Consider the following 17,289-nt stretch of genomic DNA (forward strand, 5'->3'; position numbering starts at 1 on the left):
TCAGCCGGCGCGATTGAACACCGGCAGTTCCACGACGAACCGCGCGCCCCATCCCTCGTTACGCGGGGCCAGGCGGATCATCCCGCCGTGCCCGTGCACGATGGACTGCGAAATCGGCAGCCCCAGGCCCATGCCGTCGGCCTTCGTCGTGTGGAAACTCTGGAACAGGGTGTGCGCGTCGGCGGCGTCGATGCCGGGACCGGTATCTTCCACGCATAGCGCGACCCAGCCGTCCACCGATGCGCGGGTGGTGACGCGAAGGCGGCGAACGTCGCTCGTCGCCCCGGTCATGGCCTGGACGGCGTTGAGGGCGAGGTTCACCAGCACCTGCTGCAACTGCACGCCGTCGCCGAACACGACCGGCTCCGTCGGATCGAGGCACGCCTCGACGTCGATGTCCCGCAGCAGGAACTCGTGGCGCAGGAAGCGAAAACTGTCCTGCACGACGGTATTGATGGCGACGGGCTGCATCGAGGTCTCCGCGCGCGATGCCATCGTGCGGATGCGACCGAGCACGTCGGCGGCACGCGTCGCCTGCTCCGCCGTGCTCTTCGCCAGTTCGCGCAGTTCGTCGAGGTTGGGAACGTCCCGTGCGAGCCAGCTGAGCATGCTCGCACTGGTCAGGGCGATGGTCGACAGGGGCTGGCTGACCTCGTGGGCGATCGACGCGGTGAGTTGCCCCAGCACCGCCACGCGTGCGGCGTGCGTACCGTCGAGATGGCCCGCCTGGTCGGTCACGAATTCGACGATGCGCGCGCCTTCGCCGTCGCTGCCACGCATCTTTCGGCGGATCACATGCACGAACCGTGGCGAGCCGTCCCGCGCCTCGCGACGCAGCCACCCGGACCAGTCGTCGAGCAGGTCGTCGCGACGGAACCCGGGGGCACGCTCGCCCGTGAGGCGACAGGACAGCCGCTCTCCGAGGTGTTCGCCCACCATGTCGTGCCTGTCCCAGCCATACAGCTGCTCGGACGCTTTGTTCCAGCCAAGTACGTGACCGCTCGAATCGAGCAGGACCACGCTATGCGGCGCGTGGTCCAGCAAGTCGTTGTCGAACGATTCCGCGCAACCGCTGCCCGTCGGGCGCGCTTTCATCGTCATCAGTGCCTATCCCATCAGAATCCAGCATGCGGGTTCGTAAACCCTCCGTGGAAGCGGTGGTTTACAGCGCGTCACTGGCGCGCCCGCAACGTCTATCGTGACGGGTGCGGACCATGACGTTCTTGCACGCTGCGGACAAATTGGCATTTTCGCGCATGGGATTCAGCGCGGCAGCGGCAGCGACAATGCCCTTGCGCGCATGCCTGCATCGAGCGCCGGAAACGGCGCGACGCCCGTGGCACGCGTCAGTTGATCGATGGACACCACCGCGCAATCGGGATTGTCCACATTCGTGCAACGCCACGCGGCGGCGCCGCGACGCGACGGCACGTAGACGGCCTTCCACGTGAAGTCGGGTACCGCGACGTCGTGGGGGCCGATACGGCGAGGCGCCCCCGAATCGAAGCCGGGGCCGGTGATCACGAAGACTTCGCCTTCGCGCATCGCCAGTTCGCGCAGCCCCGACTCGATGCGCTCCCACTTGCGACCGTTCAGCGTGCGATTCTGGGGAACCACATTGGCGAGCGAGAAACTCTGCTGTTGCGCCGTATACGTGGGCTGGTCGCCCGAAGGCGCCATGTGGCCGCGATCGTAACCACTACGCTTGTAGTCGACGAGCTGCGACCGGTCTTCGTCGGGGATGCGCGGCTCGGGGTGAAAGTTGCCTTTGCGCGGCGTGTCTTCCGCCTGGCGCACCTGCGCCGCCGTCAGTCGCTCGGCGGACCACAGCGGGCCTTTCGTCACGCCGGACGCCGCAAGGGCATACGCGTCGAAGCACAGACGCGTGGTGCGTCGCGCGAGCGTCGCATCCACGAAGTCGGGCGCCTTGCCGCCGACGAAGAACTGCGGACATGCCGTGCCGGACGCGTGCGCCGCGCCGGTGATGAACAGCAACGCAAGGACGCACCAACGGCGTCCGGGAAGAAACATCATGGAGCTTACCGACGGAAAACGGGATCGTGCATTGTTCCGATGCCCGTCCGATCGTCAAGCCCCGACGCGTTTCACCGTACGTGCCCGGTCCGTACGCCCGTTCCGCGATATGTTGCGTTTCGTGCACTGGTTCTCTCGCTCATCCGGTCAGTGCGCATCGGCGGTCGCCACCCGCCGCTCAAACGCGCCACCCGCGTTGCCGCCAAGCGCAACGGCGAGCTCCGTCGTATCGAGGTACTGCGCCGTGCGCGCGCGAATCTGGCCGATCAGGGCCCGCTGGTAGGCGCGCTCCGCGTCCAGTACCTGGAGCACGCTGGTCTCGCCCGCTCCGTATCCCGCACGACTCAGGCGGGCGCCCGTGTCGGCGGCGTCGAGGGCACGGGTCTGGGCAGCATACTCGTCGCCGTCGTGATCGATCGCCTGCAGCACGTCGGCGACCTGCCCCAGCGACACGATCACCGTTTGCCGGTAGTCGGCGAATGCCGCCTTGTAGCCATCGACGGCGCCGCGACGGTTCGCCTGCAGCTCGCCCCCGTGGAAGATCGGCCCCGTGAGCGCCGCGGCGATGCCCCAGAGCGATGCCGGTCCCGGTCCCGTCTGCGTCAACGCGGCGGAGAGTTGCAGGCGCGGGTAGAGATCGGCCGTCGCGACGCCGATCGCGGCGCTCGCGGCGTGCAGCCGCGCCTCGGCTTCGAGGATGTCCGGACGCGTGCGCGCCAGCTCCGACGGCAGGCTGACGGGCAGCTTCGCAGGCAACGTGAAATCGGCCAGTTCGAAATCCGGCGGTATCCAGTCCGCAGGACCTCTGCCAGCGAGGATCGACAGTGCATGGCGCGCCGCGTCACGCTGCTGCGCGAGCGGTGGAAGGAGCGTCTCGTCCTGCGCGAGCTGGTTCGTCGCGAGTGTGATGTCGACCTGCGTGGCGCTGCCGTAACGATGCGCCGTGCGGACGAGCTCCAGGTTGCGCCGGTCGTTCGCGATCAGCGCCTGCACCGCGTCGATCTGCGCGCGCGCCGACGCAAGGAGAATGGCCTGCGTGGCCACGTCACCGGTGACCGTGAGCCACGCGGCGTCGTAACGGTGTCGCTGCAGGGTCGCCAGGGCCTCGCGCTCCTCGACCTGTCGTTTCGTCCCACCGAACAGGTCGAAGTCGAAAGCGACCCGAGGACCGACAGAGTAGACGTTACTCGTGTGCGCGCCGAGTGAGCCGCCGCGTTGCCGACCGGCCTGCGCATCGAAGTCCACCCGTGGTTTCAGCGCGCCGCCTGCCGCGACCGCGGCTTCGTCGGCTTGAGCGATGGACGCGTCGGCGGCGTCGAGATCCAGATTGCCTGCGATGGCGCGACGCATGACGTCGTCCAGCGTTTTCGATCCGAAGACGGACCACCAGTGGCCGTCGATCGCCCGGTTCAGATCGACGTGCGGCTTGCCGCTCGCGCTGGCGTCGCCAGCGAGGTCATGCTCCGCCTGGACGTCGTAGTGCGTCGACGCGGGCGGCGAGGGACGCGCGAAGTCGGGGCCGACCATGCACGCGGCCAACAACGTGGGGGCGAGTGCGGCGAGCGCGGCCGTGCGGACGGCGTGTCCGATGAACGATGGACGCCAGGATGTCATGGGGAGGACCTGCGGGTGTCGACGGCTGCCCTGGGGTGATGCAGGAACAGCGCGAGAGGAGTGACGAGGAGGAGAGCCAGCATCAGGAGCTTGAACTGACCGATGACGGCGATGAGCGCGGCCTGTCCCGTGACCAGTTCATTGAGGGAGGCAAGGGCCGCACCCGATGACGATCGGGCCGCGCCGTAGGGATGAAGATGCTGCGCCAGGGCGAGGTGCATGCTCTGGGTGTTGCCGAAGAAGAAGATCTGCACGATCGCGATGCCGATGGTGCTGCCGTACAAGCGAGACAGGTTGAAGAGCAGCGTGCCCTCCGGCCGCAACGACGGCTCCAGCGTGCTGAACGCCGCGCGCGTGAGGCCGGGCATCGTGAGCCCCAACCCGGCGCCCTGCAGCACGCCCGCGAGCACCACGACGTTCCAGTGCATCTGCGGCGAGTAGTCGAGCATGCGCCACGTGCCGTACACCGCCAGCCCCGCGCCCGTGAGGAACAGAACCCGCGGGTCGAGCCTCGCCGGCGCGTGCCACGCGAGCAGCAACGCGCCGATCAGCGCGACGCCGCGCGGAATCATCAGAAATCCCGTGGTGTCGGCCGGATAGCGGAAAATCTCCATCAGCATCGGCGACGTCAGTGCCAGAGTCGGCAGGAGAACGAAGCCGACGGCGAAGAAGATGATCGTGGAGAGGCCAAAGTTCCTGTCCCTGAACAACGCCTTGTCGAGAAAATGCTTCTCGCGCGTCGCGATGTGCACGACGAAGAGGTACATGCCGAGCAGCGCGGCGAGGCCTTCGATCCAGATTTCCGGCGACGCGCTCCATTCCAGGCGTTCGCCGCGGTCGAGCATCATCTGCAGGCCCGCCACGCCCATCGAGAACGTCGCGAGGCCGAAGAAATCGAAGGTGGGTCGCTGTGCCGCCTTCTTCTCGGGAAGAAACAGCGCGAGCGCCAGCATGATCACCGCGGTGAGCGGCAGGCTCACCCGGAAGATCGACGGCCAGCCGTGGTACTCGGACAGCCAGCCGCCGATACCGGGGCCGCTCAACATGCCGGCCAGCGACGTCACCGTCCACACCATGCCCGTGCGCGCGTGGCGACGCGGCGGCAGGATATCGAGGAGGATCGCGAGCGACAGCGGACCGAGTGTCCCGCTCGCGGCGCCCTGCAGGATCCGGGCGTAGACGAAACCCAGCGGCGTCGTGGCACGGGTGACGAGGATCAGCGCCACCGCGAACACGCCCAGCGAGACGAGCAGCACGCGCTTCCGGCCGAAGCGCGCGCCGAGCCACTGCGCGACCGGCATCACCAGCGCGCCGGCGGTGAGGTACGACGAGAAGATCCAGCCGACCTGATCGTCCGACATCGACAGCGTGCCCTGCATGTGCAGCAGCGCGGCGTTGGGGATCGAGATGTTCACGGCCTGCATGAATGTCGCAAGCAGCGTGGCCACGACGAGCATGCCCGTCTGCGAGCGATCCGGATCGCGATGGTTGTCTGCCGCGCCGGTCACGGCCGCGATCCCCCCGTGTCGCCGCCGTCGATGTCCACGCGAGCGACGACACTGATGCCCGAGTAGAGGGCATGGCTGCCTTCGGCGGCGTCGAGCTCGAGTCGTACAGGCAGACGCTGCACGACCTTGACCCAGTTACCCGTCGCGTTCTCCGGCGGCAGGATCGAAAACTGCGATCCCGTGCCGGGGCTCATGCTGACGACGTGGGCCCGAAAAGGGTGCCCCGGGTAGGCGTCGACCTCGATCGTCGCGGGCTGGCCTGGGCGCATGTGGGTGAGATCGGTTTCCCGGAAATTGGCGTCGATCCAGATGTCACGATGGGACACGAGGGAGAACACGGTCGAGCCGTTCGACACGAAGTCGCCGACCTGCAACTCGTCGACCTGCGTGACCACGCCGTCGTCGGGCGCGACGATGTCGGCGTAGGAGAGGTCGAGCTTCGCCCGATCCAGTTCGGCGCGTGCCTCGCGCACCGCCGGGTGCTGGTCGACATCGATATCGGGATCCCCGTTCAGGGCGGCCAGGGTGTTCGCCGCTTCGTGCTGGGCGGACACCACATGCTGCCGCGCCACCTTCATGTCGGTTTCGGCACGCTCGAACGTGGACCGCGAGGCGAAGTCGGAGGCCAGCAACGCCTTCTTGCGCGCGAACTCGCGCTGATCGAAATCCCCGGCGTCCCGCGCCGACTGCAGCGCGGCCTGCTGCTGGCGGTAGGTGGCTTTCAGCGCTTCGATCTGCAAGCGCGCCGTGTCGAGGCGTGCCTGGGCACGGTCCACGGCGATCCGGTACGGCGCCGGGTCCATGCGGAACAAGAGCTGGCCCTTCCTCACCGGCTGGTTGTCCCTCACGGCGATCTCGACCACCTGACCGGACACCCTGGCGTTGATCGAGTCCTTCGCCGCATGGACGAAGGCGTCGTCCGTGGACACATAGCGCCGGTTCTTCACGTAGTGACAGGCGCCGCCAAGCGCGAGCAGGGCCGGGAGAGCGAGCATCAGGAACCAGCGGAGCCGGTTCCGGCCACGGGCGTCGATAGCGGAAATGTCTCGATTAGTCATGAGCTTGGCGTCGGTTGAAGGGATACGGATCCGTCCTGGGGACGTTCGCCCCCGGGCCTTGATATTTTTGTTCGGGCTCGCATAATATTCGGGCGCACTTCATGGGTTCAAGTTTTTTATGCAAGGTCGAACAAAATTGGATCCGCCGGGTAAAAAGGCCCGTGGACGGCCACGGGCTTACGACCCGAAGGAGGCGATGGCGCGTGCCGCGGAGGTGTTCTGGCGGCTTGGCTACGCGGCTACCTCGCTCGACGACATCGCGGCCGCCACGGGTATGAACCGCCCGAGCCTTCGCGCGGCGTTTGGCGACAAGCACGCGATCTACGTGCGTGCGCTGACCGACTACTGGACGGCGAAATTCGCGGCCATGCGCGACGCGCTCGATGAGAACGTGCCCTTGTCCGAGGCTTTGATGCGCGCGTATGACGCGGCGCTGTCGATGTATTTCTCGCCAGAAGGCGAGGCGCGCGGCTGCTTCGTGGTCGGCACCGCGGTCACCGAGGCCTACGACGATCCGGACATCCGGCGCATCGTGGCCGAAGGCTTCCTGCGGCTCGATGCCGCGTTCGAAGCCCGCCTTTCCTCCTCGCGGCATGCTGGCGAGGTGCGTTCGGGCATGGATACGAAGGGCCTCGCCGTTCTCGCATCCGCCGTCATGCACACCATCGCCCTGCGTGCGCGTTCGGGCACGTCGCGGGAGGATCTGCGCAAGCTCGCTGTGAGCGCCGTCGAGGTGATCTGCCAATGAACGCCGACGGGCATGGGCAGCTGCGGGACATCGTCGCGCCCCGGCTCGACGTGCTCTTTTGCGGTATCAACCCCGGCCTTCTCGCGATCCGTAGCGGTCATCACTTCGACGGCCGCGGCAATCGTTTCTGGCGCGTGCTGCACCTTGCGGGATTCACGCCCGAGACCTTGACGCCCGATCGGGACGCGTCGCTCGTGCGCTTCGGCTACGGCATCACCGCCGTCGTCGGACACGCCACCGCCGGTGCCGACGAACTCCGCACGGCGGATTTCATCGCGGCACGCCCCGCCTTCGAAGCGAAAATCGCGCGTCTCGCGCCCCGTGTCGTGGCGTTCCTCGGCAAGGCCGCTTACGTGGGGCTGTCCGGTCGGCACGACATCGCGTGGGGCCGACAGGCGGCGACCATCGGATCCTCACGCGTCTGGATACTGCCGAATCCCAGTGGCAGGAACCGCTCCTTTTCCCTCGAGCAACTCGTCGCTGCGTATGGCGAGTTGCATCGGGCCGTTCGCCAGGACCTCGACACCGTGGCCTGACACCCGACCCTTTCGTTATCGCGACTTCTCAACGCAGCAACGCTGCAGGACATGTCCCGTGAACGCCGTACCCCGCGCCACCCCTCTCCGCCATTTCTTCTCGCAGACCTCGTACCTCGACGCTGGCAACGCGACCTATATCGAAGATCTCGCGCAGCGCTATGAACGCGATCCCGCATCCCTTCCCCCGGAGTGGCGGAACGCGCTCGGAAACATCCCGCCCGGGCCCGCGCCGACGACGCCGCAACGAGCGCCGGTGGCATCGCCCGACGGCACGGGCGCCGTCAAGGATGCCGTCCGCGCGCAAGCGATGATCCAGGCATTCCGCACACGCGGACATTTCGGCGCGCAACTCGATCCGCTCGGGCTGAAAGCCCCCCTGCCGCACGCCGGCCTCGATCCTGCGGAACATGGTTTCGCCAACGCCGACCTCGATCGCAGTGTGTTCGTGGACGGCGCGTTCGGTCGCGAATCGATGACGCTTCGCGAACTGGAGGGCGCGCTGCGGCAGCGCTATACCGGCAGCATCGGGTACGAGTACATGCACATCGTCGATCCGGCTCGCCGCGAGTGGCTTCGCCAGCGCATCGAGCACGCGGAACCGCCAGGCGCGCTCGCACGCGACGAAAAGCTCGCCCTCTTGAAGAAGCTCGTGGAGGTGAAGGGCTTCGAACGGTACCTCGACAAGAAATTCGTCGGTACCACGCGCTTCGGTGCCGATGGCGCGGAAGCCACGATCCCCGCGCTCGAAGCCATCGTGCAGATGGCCGCGCGGCACGGCGTGACTGACATCGTGATCGGCATGGCGCACCGTACCCGCCTCAACGTGATGAGCCAGGTACTGAATAAACCGCATCGGGCGATCTTCAGCGAGTTCAGGGGCGGATCGTTCATCCCCGAGGGCATCGAGGGATCGGGTGACGTGAAATACCACGCCGGTGTGTCCGCCGACCGCGAAATCGACGGTCGCACGATGCACCTCTCGATGGCCGCCAATCCCTCGCATCTGGAAGTCGTCGATCCGGTGGTGCTGGGCAACGTACGCGCGAAACAGGATCGCAACGGGGACAGCGTGGCACGCTCCACCGTGCTGCCCTTGCTGATTCATGGCGACGCGGCCTTCGCGGGGCAGGGCGTCGTTGCCGAGATGTTCGGTCTCTCGGGGCTGGAAGGCCATCGCACCGGCGGCTCGGTTCATTTCATCATCAACAACCAGATCGGATTCACCACGAATCCCGTCGACTCGCGGTCGACGGCGCATCCGTCCGATCTCGCACGGATGGTCGACGCGCCGATCTTCCATGTCAACGGCGACGATCCGGAGGCGGTGATCGCCGTGTCGCGTCTCGCCTTCGAATACCGCCAGACGTTCGGCATGCCGGCCGTCGTCGACATGGTGTGCTTCCGTTTCTACGGTCACAACGAAGGCGACGAGCCGGCATTCACGCAACCGGCGATGTACGCGGCCATTCGCGCCCATCCCTCCACGCTCGAGATCTACGTGGAACGCCTGCGCGGCGAAGGCATCGTGACCGACAAGGACGTCGACACGATGAAGGCCGAATGGGTCGCCCACCTCGATGCGGAATTCGAAGCGAGCGACGCGTACCGTCCCGAGCGCGCCGACTGGCTCGAAGGCCGCTGGAAAGGCATCCGTTCCACGCAGGATCCGAAGGCGGACACGATCGGCGACACGGCGGCCCGAAGCGACGCGCTCGTCGATGTCGGCAGCACGCTGACGCGGGTGCCGGATGGGTTCCAGGTGCATCCCACCGTGCGCCGCTTCCTCGACGCGCGTCGCAAGACGCTCGACGAACGCGAGGGCATCGACTGGTCCACGGCGGAAGCGCTCGCGCTCGGTACGCTGCTCGCCGAGGGGACGCGGGTGCGGCTGGTTGGACAGGACAGCGAGCGGGGCACCTTCACGCAACGCCATGCCGCCATCACGGATCAGGCGACCGGCGCCCGGCACGTGTCGCTCGGCGCGGTGGCGGCCGGACAGGCACCGTTCGAAGTGATCAACTCGATGCTGTCCGAGGAGGCCGTGCTTGCCTACGAGTACGGCTACAGCACCGCCGACCCGCACGCGCTGGTGCTGTGGGAGGCTCAGTTCGGCGACTTCGCCAACGGCGCGCAGGTGGTGTTCGACCAGTTCCTCGCCTCCGGCGAACGGAAATGGCTGCGCATGTCGGGGCTAACGTGTCTCCTTCCGCACGGCTTCGACGGTCAGGGACCGGAGCATTCGTCGGCGCGGCTGGAGCGCTTCCTGCAGAACTCGGCCGAGGACAACTGGCAGGTGGCCAATTGCACCACGCCCGCCAACTATTTCCACATCCTGCGCCGGCAAGTGCGCCGCGACATTCGCAAGCCGCTCATCCTGATGACGCCGAAGAGCCTTCTGCGCCACCGCCGTGCGAAATCGATGCTGGACGAGATGGGACCCGGTACGGCCTTCCAGCCGGTGCTCCGCGACGACGCGGATACGACGGGCCGCACGCCGGGCCTGCTTCCGGATGCCGGCATCCGCCGCGTTCTCATCGGTTCCGGCAAGGTCTATTACGACCTGCTTGACCAGCGCGAGAAGCTCGGCCTGCAGGACGTCTACCTTCTTCGCGTCGAGGAACTCTATCCGTTCCCGGCACGGCGCATCGCGGAAGAAATGGCGCGCTTCGCCAACGCCGAGTGGGTATGGTGCCAGGAGGAGCCGGAGAACATGGGCGCCTGGACATACATGGCGCCGCGGCTGCGCGACCTGCAACGCGAGCTCGGCGTCACGGAGGGCGTTCGCTATATCGGCCGCGCGGCCGCCGCTTCACCGGCCGTGGGATCGAGCACGCGACACAAGGAACAGACGCTGGCCCTGCTGACGGAAGCTTTCGCCTGACGCCCGTGGGCCATGAATCCATGCAAGAGGACACGACGATGATCACAGCGGTCTTCATCTACACCGGGAGCGACATCCGGACGGCGCACGTCGAGGAGGCGCCGCTCCTGGTCGAGCGAGACGGGTTGCAGTTCTCGCTACAGGCGCCACCGCGCGTACCCCAACCGAACCCGCTCACGAGCGAGCCGGTGGCGGTGTACGCGCTGGACGATGAAACGGAGGAGGAGTTCCAGGACCTCTTCGAACTCGCCCAGAAGAACGAGCCGTTGCTCCGACTGAAGTACTAGCGGCGCCGCGCGTCGAGGCTCCAGGCACCGCCACCGAACGCGACGACCTGGAGCAGGCCGCCTGCGATGGCAAGGTTCTTCAGGAAGTGGATCAGCTGGTTCTGATCGGCGAAGTGGTTGTGGAAGAACACAGCCGCCGCCAGCGTGAACAGGCAGAGCACCGCCGCGACAGGGCGCGTGCGGTAGCCAACCAGAAGCAGTGCCCCACCCACCACCTCGACGAAGGCCGCTACGCCGTAAGAGACAGACGGCAGCGGAAGCCCTGCGGACGCGATGTACGCGATGGTCGCGGCGGGCGCCGTCAGTTTGCCGATGCCGGATGCAAGGAAGAGCACGCTCAGCAGCAGCCGACCGAGCGCGGGCGCCCACGTCGTCGATGCGTTGTTTCGGTTGTCCATCGTCTGTCCCCCGGTCGTCGTGTGGCCGCACTGTGCCACAGCGCGGACAGGGGCGCTTGTAACGACCGGCGGTCTTAGCCCGCCCGCGTCGCCGCCACCGGCGGCACGTTGGACGCACGCCTCGCAGGCGAAAGCACCGACAGTTGTCCCAGCACCAGCACCGCCACGATGCCGACGCCGATCCAGGGCAACGGCAGGCGCGCCATGTCGAAGTTCCGCATCAGCCAGAAGTTGATGACGATGGCCAGCAGCGTGCCGATGGCTGCCCCGCCTCCCGCGATGGCGAGGTTCTCCATCTGGAAGTACATGAGGATGTCGACCTTGCGGGCGCCGAGCGCACGCCGCACGCCGATCTGCCGATGGCGCTGTCCGACCCAGAAGCTCGTGAGGCCGACGATGCCCGCCGCGGTGACGCCGATCAGGATCACGCAGACCGCGCCCATCAGGATCGCCATGCTGAGGTCCGACTGGTAGGCGTCGCGCCGCACGGCCGCGAACGATTTCACGCTGTACTCGTCGAGCACGCGCATGGGGTTCGTCTTGTAGAGCACGTCCGGCGTCGCCTTCATGGCCGCGTCGAGCCTGCCGGGTTTCGCGCGCACCGCGTAGCGGGAGAAGAACGAGTTCAGCCGCACCGGCATGAGCACCGTGTTCCAGGGCACCTTCGTCACGTTCGCGGGTGCCTGGAGCGTATCGAGAACGCCCACGACGGTGATCGGATCCGTGGTGCCGTCAATATAGAGTGCCTTGCCAAGCGCACTGCCATCAGGGACCAGCTTCCGCGCCAGTGCCTTCGAGATCACCATCACCTTCGCATGGCGCGCATCCGTGCCGCCGACATGGATGACCTCGTCCGCGTGGAAGAACCGTCCCTCGACCAGTTTCGCTCCGAGCACGGCAAGGGCCTGGTCGTCGACGTCGTAATAGGACACGTAAGCGGTGCCGGGCGTGCTGCCGTCGTACTCGCCGTTGCCGGGTTTCAGCGACACCGAACCCGTCCACGAGGCGTTGTAAAGCGGAACGGAATTGGTTGGGGTCACGGCGGCGACGTCGGGCATGTTGCGCAGAGCGGCGAGGTCTTCGCGTTGCAGGGCGTCGAGCTTCGCCACACTCGCATCGTCTTCGGCGTTTTCGACGCCGACCCATTGCTGGCTGACGATGTACACGTCGCTCTCGTCCATGCCGCTCTCCCGCCCGATGGTCTGGACGCGCTGGCCGATGATGAAGATGGCGTTGCAGACGATCGCGAGCGTCAACGCGATCTGTAGTGCGATGAGCACGACGCCGGCCTTGTGCCTGCGAAGGGCCGCGAACATGGGATGCAGTCTCATGCGGTGCGCCTCAGTTCGACTTCAGCTGCCACGCCGGCTGAACCTGCGAGGCGCGCAATGTGGGATAGAGCCCGGCAAGCACGGCGGACACCACCGCCACGACCAGGGTCAGGAGCAACAGGGGCATGTCGATGCGTGCCAGCGAAGCGATGTTTCGCGGCAGCATCGATCCCATCGCCAGCACGCCGACGCCGGTGAGCAGGAGGCCGAGCAGGCCGCCCGCGAGACCGACGATGCTCGCCTCGGTGAGGAACTGCGCGTAGATCGCCGACCGCGGCGCGCCCAGCGCGCGGCGGATGCCTATCTCGCCGCTGCGGCGCAGGAACTTGGCGAGCAGCAGCCCGACGGTGTTCACGAGACAGACGATGAAAAGGCCCAGCGCGACGACGGCGGAGATCTTGGTATCCCGCGGCGCCACCTGCTGCACGGCCAGCCAGGCATTGACGTCGTACAAGCGACCGTTCGGGGCCCAGGCGAATCGCCCCGCCCGTTGCTGGTCACGCGCGTAGCCATCGAGGTATTGCCGGTAAGACGCCACGGCGGCCATGTCGTCCAGCTGCACGAGGTACGACACCCAGACACACGACGACTGCTGCAGGCTGACGAAGCCCGGATCCTTCGGGGATACGTTGCAGCTGGTACTGCCGTCCCTCGTCACGCCCGTCTCGATCGCCCGGTCGAACGGGATGAACAGGTCGTCCTTGTCCGTGGAGAAGCCGCCGCTGTTGAAGACGTCGTAATAGCGGGGCATCGGATTCCAGTCGCCCAGCACGCCGACGATCCGATAGGCCTTGCCTGCGACATTGATGGTCCGGCCGACACTGTCGGCCCCGCCGAAGAGCTTCAGGTTGAGCCGCTGGGTGATCACCGCGACCGCGGCGCGGCGCTTGTCGTCGTCCGCGCTCCAGCCGCCGCCATGCAGGAACGGTGCTTCCACCATCGGGAAGAACTCGTTATAGACCGCGTGCCCCGTCACGTTGAGCGGGTGCTTGCCCGAACCTTCGGGAACGATGGACGGCGCGATCATGTAGATCGCCGATTGCAGCCGCGCGCGGTGGTCACGCATCAGCGCCATCGCGTCGATGTAGGTCAGGGCGTCCGGCGGTTCAGTGTTACCGTCGCGCCGACCGCCCGGTCCCCATGCGTCGATCTGCGGCACGAACAGCCGCGACGACTTCCAGGGGATGGGGTCGCCCGACACCGCGCGCAGCACGGAGTAGGTCGTCATCGACGCCCCCACGCCGAAGCCGATGGCAAGCACCATCAGCACCGTAAGCCCCGGGCTGCGCTTGAGGCTGCGCAACGCCAGTTCGAGGTAATAGCCGAACATGCTTCGTTCCTTCGGTCGAGGATCCACCCTGTCCCCGGGATGCACGCCGGGGCTGGCCGCGTCGTGCGGTCGAAGACTCGCATTGCACGTGGCGTGCCAAGGGTAGCCCACCTCCTCCGCAGCCTGCCGCGCGGGGGATCGGGGACATCGTCGCCGAACAAAGTGTCCGCGGACATCCGGAAATCCGGCGAGCCGGACAGTCCGGCCCTCTACAGCGGGAGGGTCAGCACGTCGTCGGGTGAGGCCCAGGAAAACGCACGGGTAGAACGAGTGCTTACGTTGTTCCTCGGTGAGGCAATGATCCCGGTGGATCGGTGTGCCGCTCGTATACGTCGCGATGCAGGCGCCGCGCCGGCAATCGGACGCCAGCCACGCGCCGTACGCCTCGATCTTGTTTTTTCATCCCCAGGCGGCGATGGTCTTTGACGGGCGCGGCAGGCCGCTCAAACGCATGGTGTTCAGCGCGAGCGTGGACAACGTAAACACGCAAAAACCGTCGCAACGCATTTCGAACAGGTGAGGACCCTCGCCGACCGCGTAGGGGCAAGCGGGCCGAGAAAGAACGACTGACCACGTCGAAAGTCGCTCGATATCCGTCGGGTCTCAAGAGCTGCGCCATGCCCTCTGCCTTCTCAGCGTGAGATCGAATCCTTCCGTTGACGATGAGTTCCCCCGTCGCGCCACGGGCAATCGGCGCTTACACCAGGAAGGTAACGCAGAAGCGCAGCGCACCTTTCAGCTCATGCAGTTCATCAGAATGAGCCGCTTCCTGGAATTTCCTGACGCTGGTTTCATCGAGTTTCCCTTCGATCATGCTCTGCGTGCTCAACGCGTCGCGGTATCACTCCAGATCACCGTTCCGTTAACCCCAAACGTAACGGAACTCACGCTGGGAGGGACATCGATTGCGTAGTCGAAGCTACCCGACAAGCCGGGCCTCGTGGGAACAAGGAGAATTCGGAGATTCAGTACTGCCCCATCTTGGTTCCGCTCCAGACGCTCCACGGCAAGCGCGCTATGGAAGGCCAGTCCGGAAAGTCGAAGGCGCGTGTGCCCGCCAGCGTGAACCACCGTGGTTTCGAATGACTGCACGTGGTTAGCCTCGAGGACCGTCGGCTGATCGGCGAGAACGACGCCACCTACGAAAAGCGCCACGGCCAGCACACCCCAGACGGCGTGTGCTCCCCACCGGCGGGACTTTCGCGGCGCAACCTGCACTTGTGCCGATTCCATGAATACGCGTCCCTGTGGGATTTTGGCTGGATGGTAGCAGCGATCGCGACCAGGGTTGCGTCGCGATGGCCGCCCGCTCGCGGGTCTTGCGACGCTCTCGCCACGGACCGCCTGCTCTGCGTAGAATCTCCCGATCTTGAGGGGGATAAACATGGACGTCAGGATTCCTGGCCGCAGTTCGTCACAAGCCACCCATGTGGTCGCGCGACCACATGTGCCGGCATACTTCTGGTTCGGCAGCTGGGCGCTGATCCTCGCGCTTATGGTCGTTCTCGTGTTGCGCATGGCTCGTTGGGACGGCAGCCCGATGATGCTCATCCCCATCGGCCTTCTACTGGCGTTCGGTGTCCCACTGTATCTGGTGATCCGCAATCTCACCGCGGTCGCCATCGTGGATAGGGATGGCATCGAACTGCGCCGCTTCGCGAGGTACGCCTGGCGTCTTTCCCGACAGGATGTGATCGAGGCTAGGCCGACCCCGGGCATGGTCGAAGGACCTTTGTTGTTATTGAGTTCGACATCGGGCGATCGTGCGATTCCCGGCTTCCTGCTTCGGGGAATGCGCGGCACCTGGGTTGACGATCTTCGCCATGGAAGGCTCCGCCCCCGTCGAGCGAATCCTGTGTCCGCCAGACCTATCGAGACAAGTCAGTCGGCCGGCCGTTTCCCTGTCGGGGATAAAAAAGCGGCCGAGGCGTCGATCGACGGTCATGTGACCATGCTGGCAAGCATGCCATGGCAAACCCGTGTCGCCTCTTGTGTCGGTGCCGCGCTCTTGGTTGCAAATCTTTTTTTTCCGCTCGACCGTGTACTGTGGATGCTGAATGCACTATTCGCTGCTAGCACTCTCGGCATAGCGGTTGTCACTCAGGTCAGACATAACAAGATCGTGCATTCCGACAGGGCCGTCAGCCTGGTGTGTATCGGTCTGCTTCCAGGCGTTTTCTTCATCAACCAGCAGTTTGACTGGCAGACTCTCGGTCCGGGTTTTGCCAGGGTATCGCTCTGTTCAGGAGCTGCGATCCTCTTGTTGACGCTATGTTCGACATGGCGAGGATCGCCCAAGGAAAAGGCAAGAGCTGTGATCATGTCGCTATGCGCAGCTGGCGGGTTCGCCTATTGGATCAACGGGATGCTGTCCTTCGCCAATATGCGTTTCGATGAGGCCGCGCCGCAGAGCATCGAATCCGCCATCGTCCTGAGCTCGGGCCGGGACGCCACCTCGCGGTACAGGCCACCTACACGAACCGCGGAATTGGGAAGCACACCGTCGTTCGACAAGGGGCTGACTGCTCGATTCACAGACGGAACACTGCCTGCAGGAAAGCTCGTAGCGGGTTCACAGTGTGTGTTGCTGATACGCCCTCGTCTGCTTGACGTTCGCTGGGTGCAGGTCGCCGTCTGCCATTAGTTAGGAAGCGCAGCTTGCAGCAACACTCGCCGACGAGAAGGAGCGATTATCGCGCGACAAGCGCTCCGACGACGTCATCGAGTCCTGTCGTGCCTTTCGTCGCGTTGGCGCCGAAGTCGATCCACCCTTCGTTGAAGCCGTCCAGCATCCGCATGCGTGGGGTCGGGTTCTTCATGCCACTGGCGGCGAAGCGTGCAGCCCAGGTGTCGCGGGAGACTTCGCGCGCACGGACGTCGTGTCCCAGCGCCTTCGCGAGCGAGGCGGCGATATCGTCGGGGCTGACTCGTTCGGGGCCTTCAAGCTCCACGACGCGAACACCTTCACCGGTTTGATCCAGCAGGCGCGCGGCGAGTTCTCCGACATCCTTCGTGGCGACCATCGCGATTTTCCGATCGAGCGGCGCGAGGAAGCTATCGATGATGCCGTGCTTATGCGCCGATGCGATGTCCCACTGCGTGTTTTCGAGGAACCAGCCGGCGCGAAGGAAAGTGACGGGCATGGGCAGATCGCCGAGCACAGTTTCCATGCGGCCGAGCCGCGAAAGGAGATTCGGTTGCATGGCATCGGCACCGATCGTCGACAACGCGACGACGCGTGCCGGGCGGGCCGCCAGCAATGCCTCGTGGATGGATGCGATGACCGGATCGGGCGCGGTCAGGAAATCCGACGCGGGGTCGAAGTCGGGTGGCAGGAGGATGAAGACCGCCTCGGCACCTTCGAACGCACGGGTAAGCGCGGGCGTGTCGTCGATGGCAGCCACGGCGACTTCCGCACCGCGCGCCGCGAACGCCTCGCCTTTGGCGGCGTCGCGTACGACGGCGCGAAAAGGCCGGCCGGCGTCGACGAGTGCTTCGGCGAGCGCGGTGCCGACCTGACCGGTGATACCTGTGATGGCGTACATGGGTGTTTCCTGGTGA

The 17,289-nt window shown here is 65.9% G+C and carries 15 protein-coding genes; 6 read left to right on the forward strand and 9 right to left on the reverse strand.

What is annotated here, in order from left to right:
* The 5 genes from BMX32_RS07020 to BMX32_RS07040 form a co-directional block, all read right to left on the reverse strand.
* On the reverse strand, nt 1-1,101 hold the full coding sequence (locus BMX32_RS07020; RefSeq protein WP_089976128.1) for a two-component system sensor histidine kinase NtrB: 1,101 nt from the start codon (nt 1,099-1,101) through the stop codon (nt 1-3).
* 162 nt (nt 1,102-1,263) lie between these two features.
* Nucleotides 1,264-2,034, reverse strand: a complete 771-nt coding sequence (locus BMX32_RS07025) for a DNA/RNA non-specific endonuclease (protein WP_244511446.1) — start codon at nt 2,032-2,034, stop codon at nt 1,264-1,266.
* Nucleotides 2,035-2,181: 147 nt separating this feature from the next.
* Nucleotides 2,182-3,648, reverse strand: coding sequence for an efflux transporter outer membrane subunit (locus BMX32_RS07030; RefSeq protein ID WP_089976132.1), 1,467 nt, complete (start codon nt 3,646-3,648; stop codon nt 2,182-2,184).
* Nucleotides 3,645-5,156, reverse strand: coding sequence for a DHA2 family efflux MFS transporter permease subunit (locus tag BMX32_RS07035; protein WP_244511447.1), 1,512 nt, complete (start codon nt 5,154-5,156; stop codon nt 3,645-3,647). Before BMX32_RS07035 ends, BMX32_RS07030 begins: the two co-directional genes overlap by 4 nt.
* Nucleotides 5,153-6,214 (reverse strand): HlyD family secretion protein, encoded by a 1,062-nt coding sequence (locus BMX32_RS07040; RefSeq protein ID WP_244511448.1) that lies wholly within the window; start codon nt 6,212-6,214, stop codon nt 5,153-5,155. Before BMX32_RS07040 ends, BMX32_RS07035 begins: the two co-directional genes overlap by 4 nt.
* A 196-nt stretch (nt 6,215-6,410) precedes the next feature.
* On the opposite strand from BMX32_RS07040, the gene BMX32_RS07045 reads away from it, so the two are divergent.
* From BMX32_RS07045 to BMX32_RS07060, 4 genes are read left to right on the forward strand one after another with little or no spacing between them, the layout of a single operon-like run.
* A complete protein-coding gene (locus BMX32_RS07045) occupies nt 6,411-6,962 on the forward strand; it encodes a TetR/AcrR family transcriptional regulator (protein WP_244511449.1) in 552 nt (183 codons plus the stop codon).
* Complete coding sequence (gene mug, locus BMX32_RS07050) at nt 6,959-7,498, forward strand: G/U mismatch-specific DNA glycosylase (protein WP_089976142.1); 540 nt, start codon at nt 6,959-6,961, stop codon at nt 7,496-7,498. Before BMX32_RS07045 ends, mug begins: the two co-directional genes overlap by 4 nt.
* Nucleotides 7,499-7,556: 58 nt before the next feature.
* Nucleotides 7,557-10,382: a 2-oxoglutarate dehydrogenase E1 component gene (locus BMX32_RS07055; protein ID WP_244511450.1), complete on the forward strand. Its 2,826-nt coding sequence runs from the start codon at nt 7,557-7,559 to the stop codon at nt 10,380-10,382.
* A 38-nt stretch (nt 10,383-10,420) separates the two neighbouring features.
* Nucleotides 10,421-10,669: a hypothetical protein gene (locus BMX32_RS07060; RefSeq protein ID WP_089977107.1), complete on the forward strand. Its 249-nt coding sequence runs from the start codon at nt 10,421-10,423 to the stop codon at nt 10,667-10,669.
* Here the strand turns inward: BMX32_RS07060 and BMX32_RS07065 are convergent.
* From BMX32_RS07065 to BMX32_RS07075, 3 genes are all read right to left on the reverse strand, one after another.
* Nucleotides 10,666-11,067: a DoxX family protein gene (locus tag BMX32_RS07065; RefSeq protein WP_089976149.1), complete on the reverse strand. Its 402-nt coding sequence runs from the start codon at nt 11,065-11,067 to the stop codon at nt 10,666-10,668. The two genes, BMX32_RS07060 and BMX32_RS07065, sit on opposite strands and share 4 nt — an antisense overlap.
* Nucleotides 11,068-11,141: 74 nt before the next feature.
* The gene (locus tag BMX32_RS07070; RefSeq protein ID WP_089976153.1) at nt 11,142-12,398 is read right to left on the reverse strand and encodes an ABC transporter permease; all 1,257 of its coding nucleotides are present in this window, start codon (nt 12,396-12,398) and stop codon (nt 11,142-11,144) included.
* Nucleotides 12,399-12,408: 10 nt separating this feature from the next.
* Entirely contained in the window at nt 12,409-13,728 is a 1,320-nt protein-coding gene (locus tag BMX32_RS07075) for an ABC transporter permease (RefSeq protein ID WP_089976156.1), read from the reverse strand.
* Nucleotides 13,729-14,044: 316 nt separating this feature from the next.
* Between BMX32_RS07075 and BMX32_RS07080 the strand changes: the two genes are divergently transcribed.
* Together BMX32_RS07080 and BMX32_RS07085 are read left to right on the forward strand one after the other, a co-directional pair.
* Nucleotides 14,045-14,248: a hypothetical protein gene (locus BMX32_RS07080; protein WP_089976160.1), complete on the forward strand. Its 204-nt coding sequence runs from the start codon at nt 14,045-14,047 to the stop codon at nt 14,246-14,248.
* Between the two features lie 864 nt (nt 14,249-15,112).
* Complete coding sequence (locus BMX32_RS07085; RefSeq protein WP_139206688.1) at nt 15,113-16,372, forward strand: hypothetical protein; 1,260 nt, start codon at nt 15,113-15,115, stop codon at nt 16,370-16,372.
* A 46-nt stretch (nt 16,373-16,418) separates the two neighbouring features.
* Here BMX32_RS07085 and BMX32_RS07090 read toward each other — a convergent pair whose 3' ends face one another.
* Nucleotides 16,419-17,273 (reverse strand): NmrA family NAD(P)-binding protein, encoded by an 855-nt coding sequence (locus BMX32_RS07090; protein WP_089976168.1) that lies wholly within the window; start codon nt 17,271-17,273, stop codon nt 16,419-16,421.
* Nucleotides 17,274-17,289: the final 16 nt, after the last annotated feature.

The organism is Luteibacter sp. UNCMF331Sha3.1, assembly GCF_900109915.1.
In the GTDB taxonomy this organism is placed as follows: Bacteria; Pseudomonadota; Gammaproteobacteria; order Xanthomonadales; family Rhodanobacteraceae; genus Luteibacter.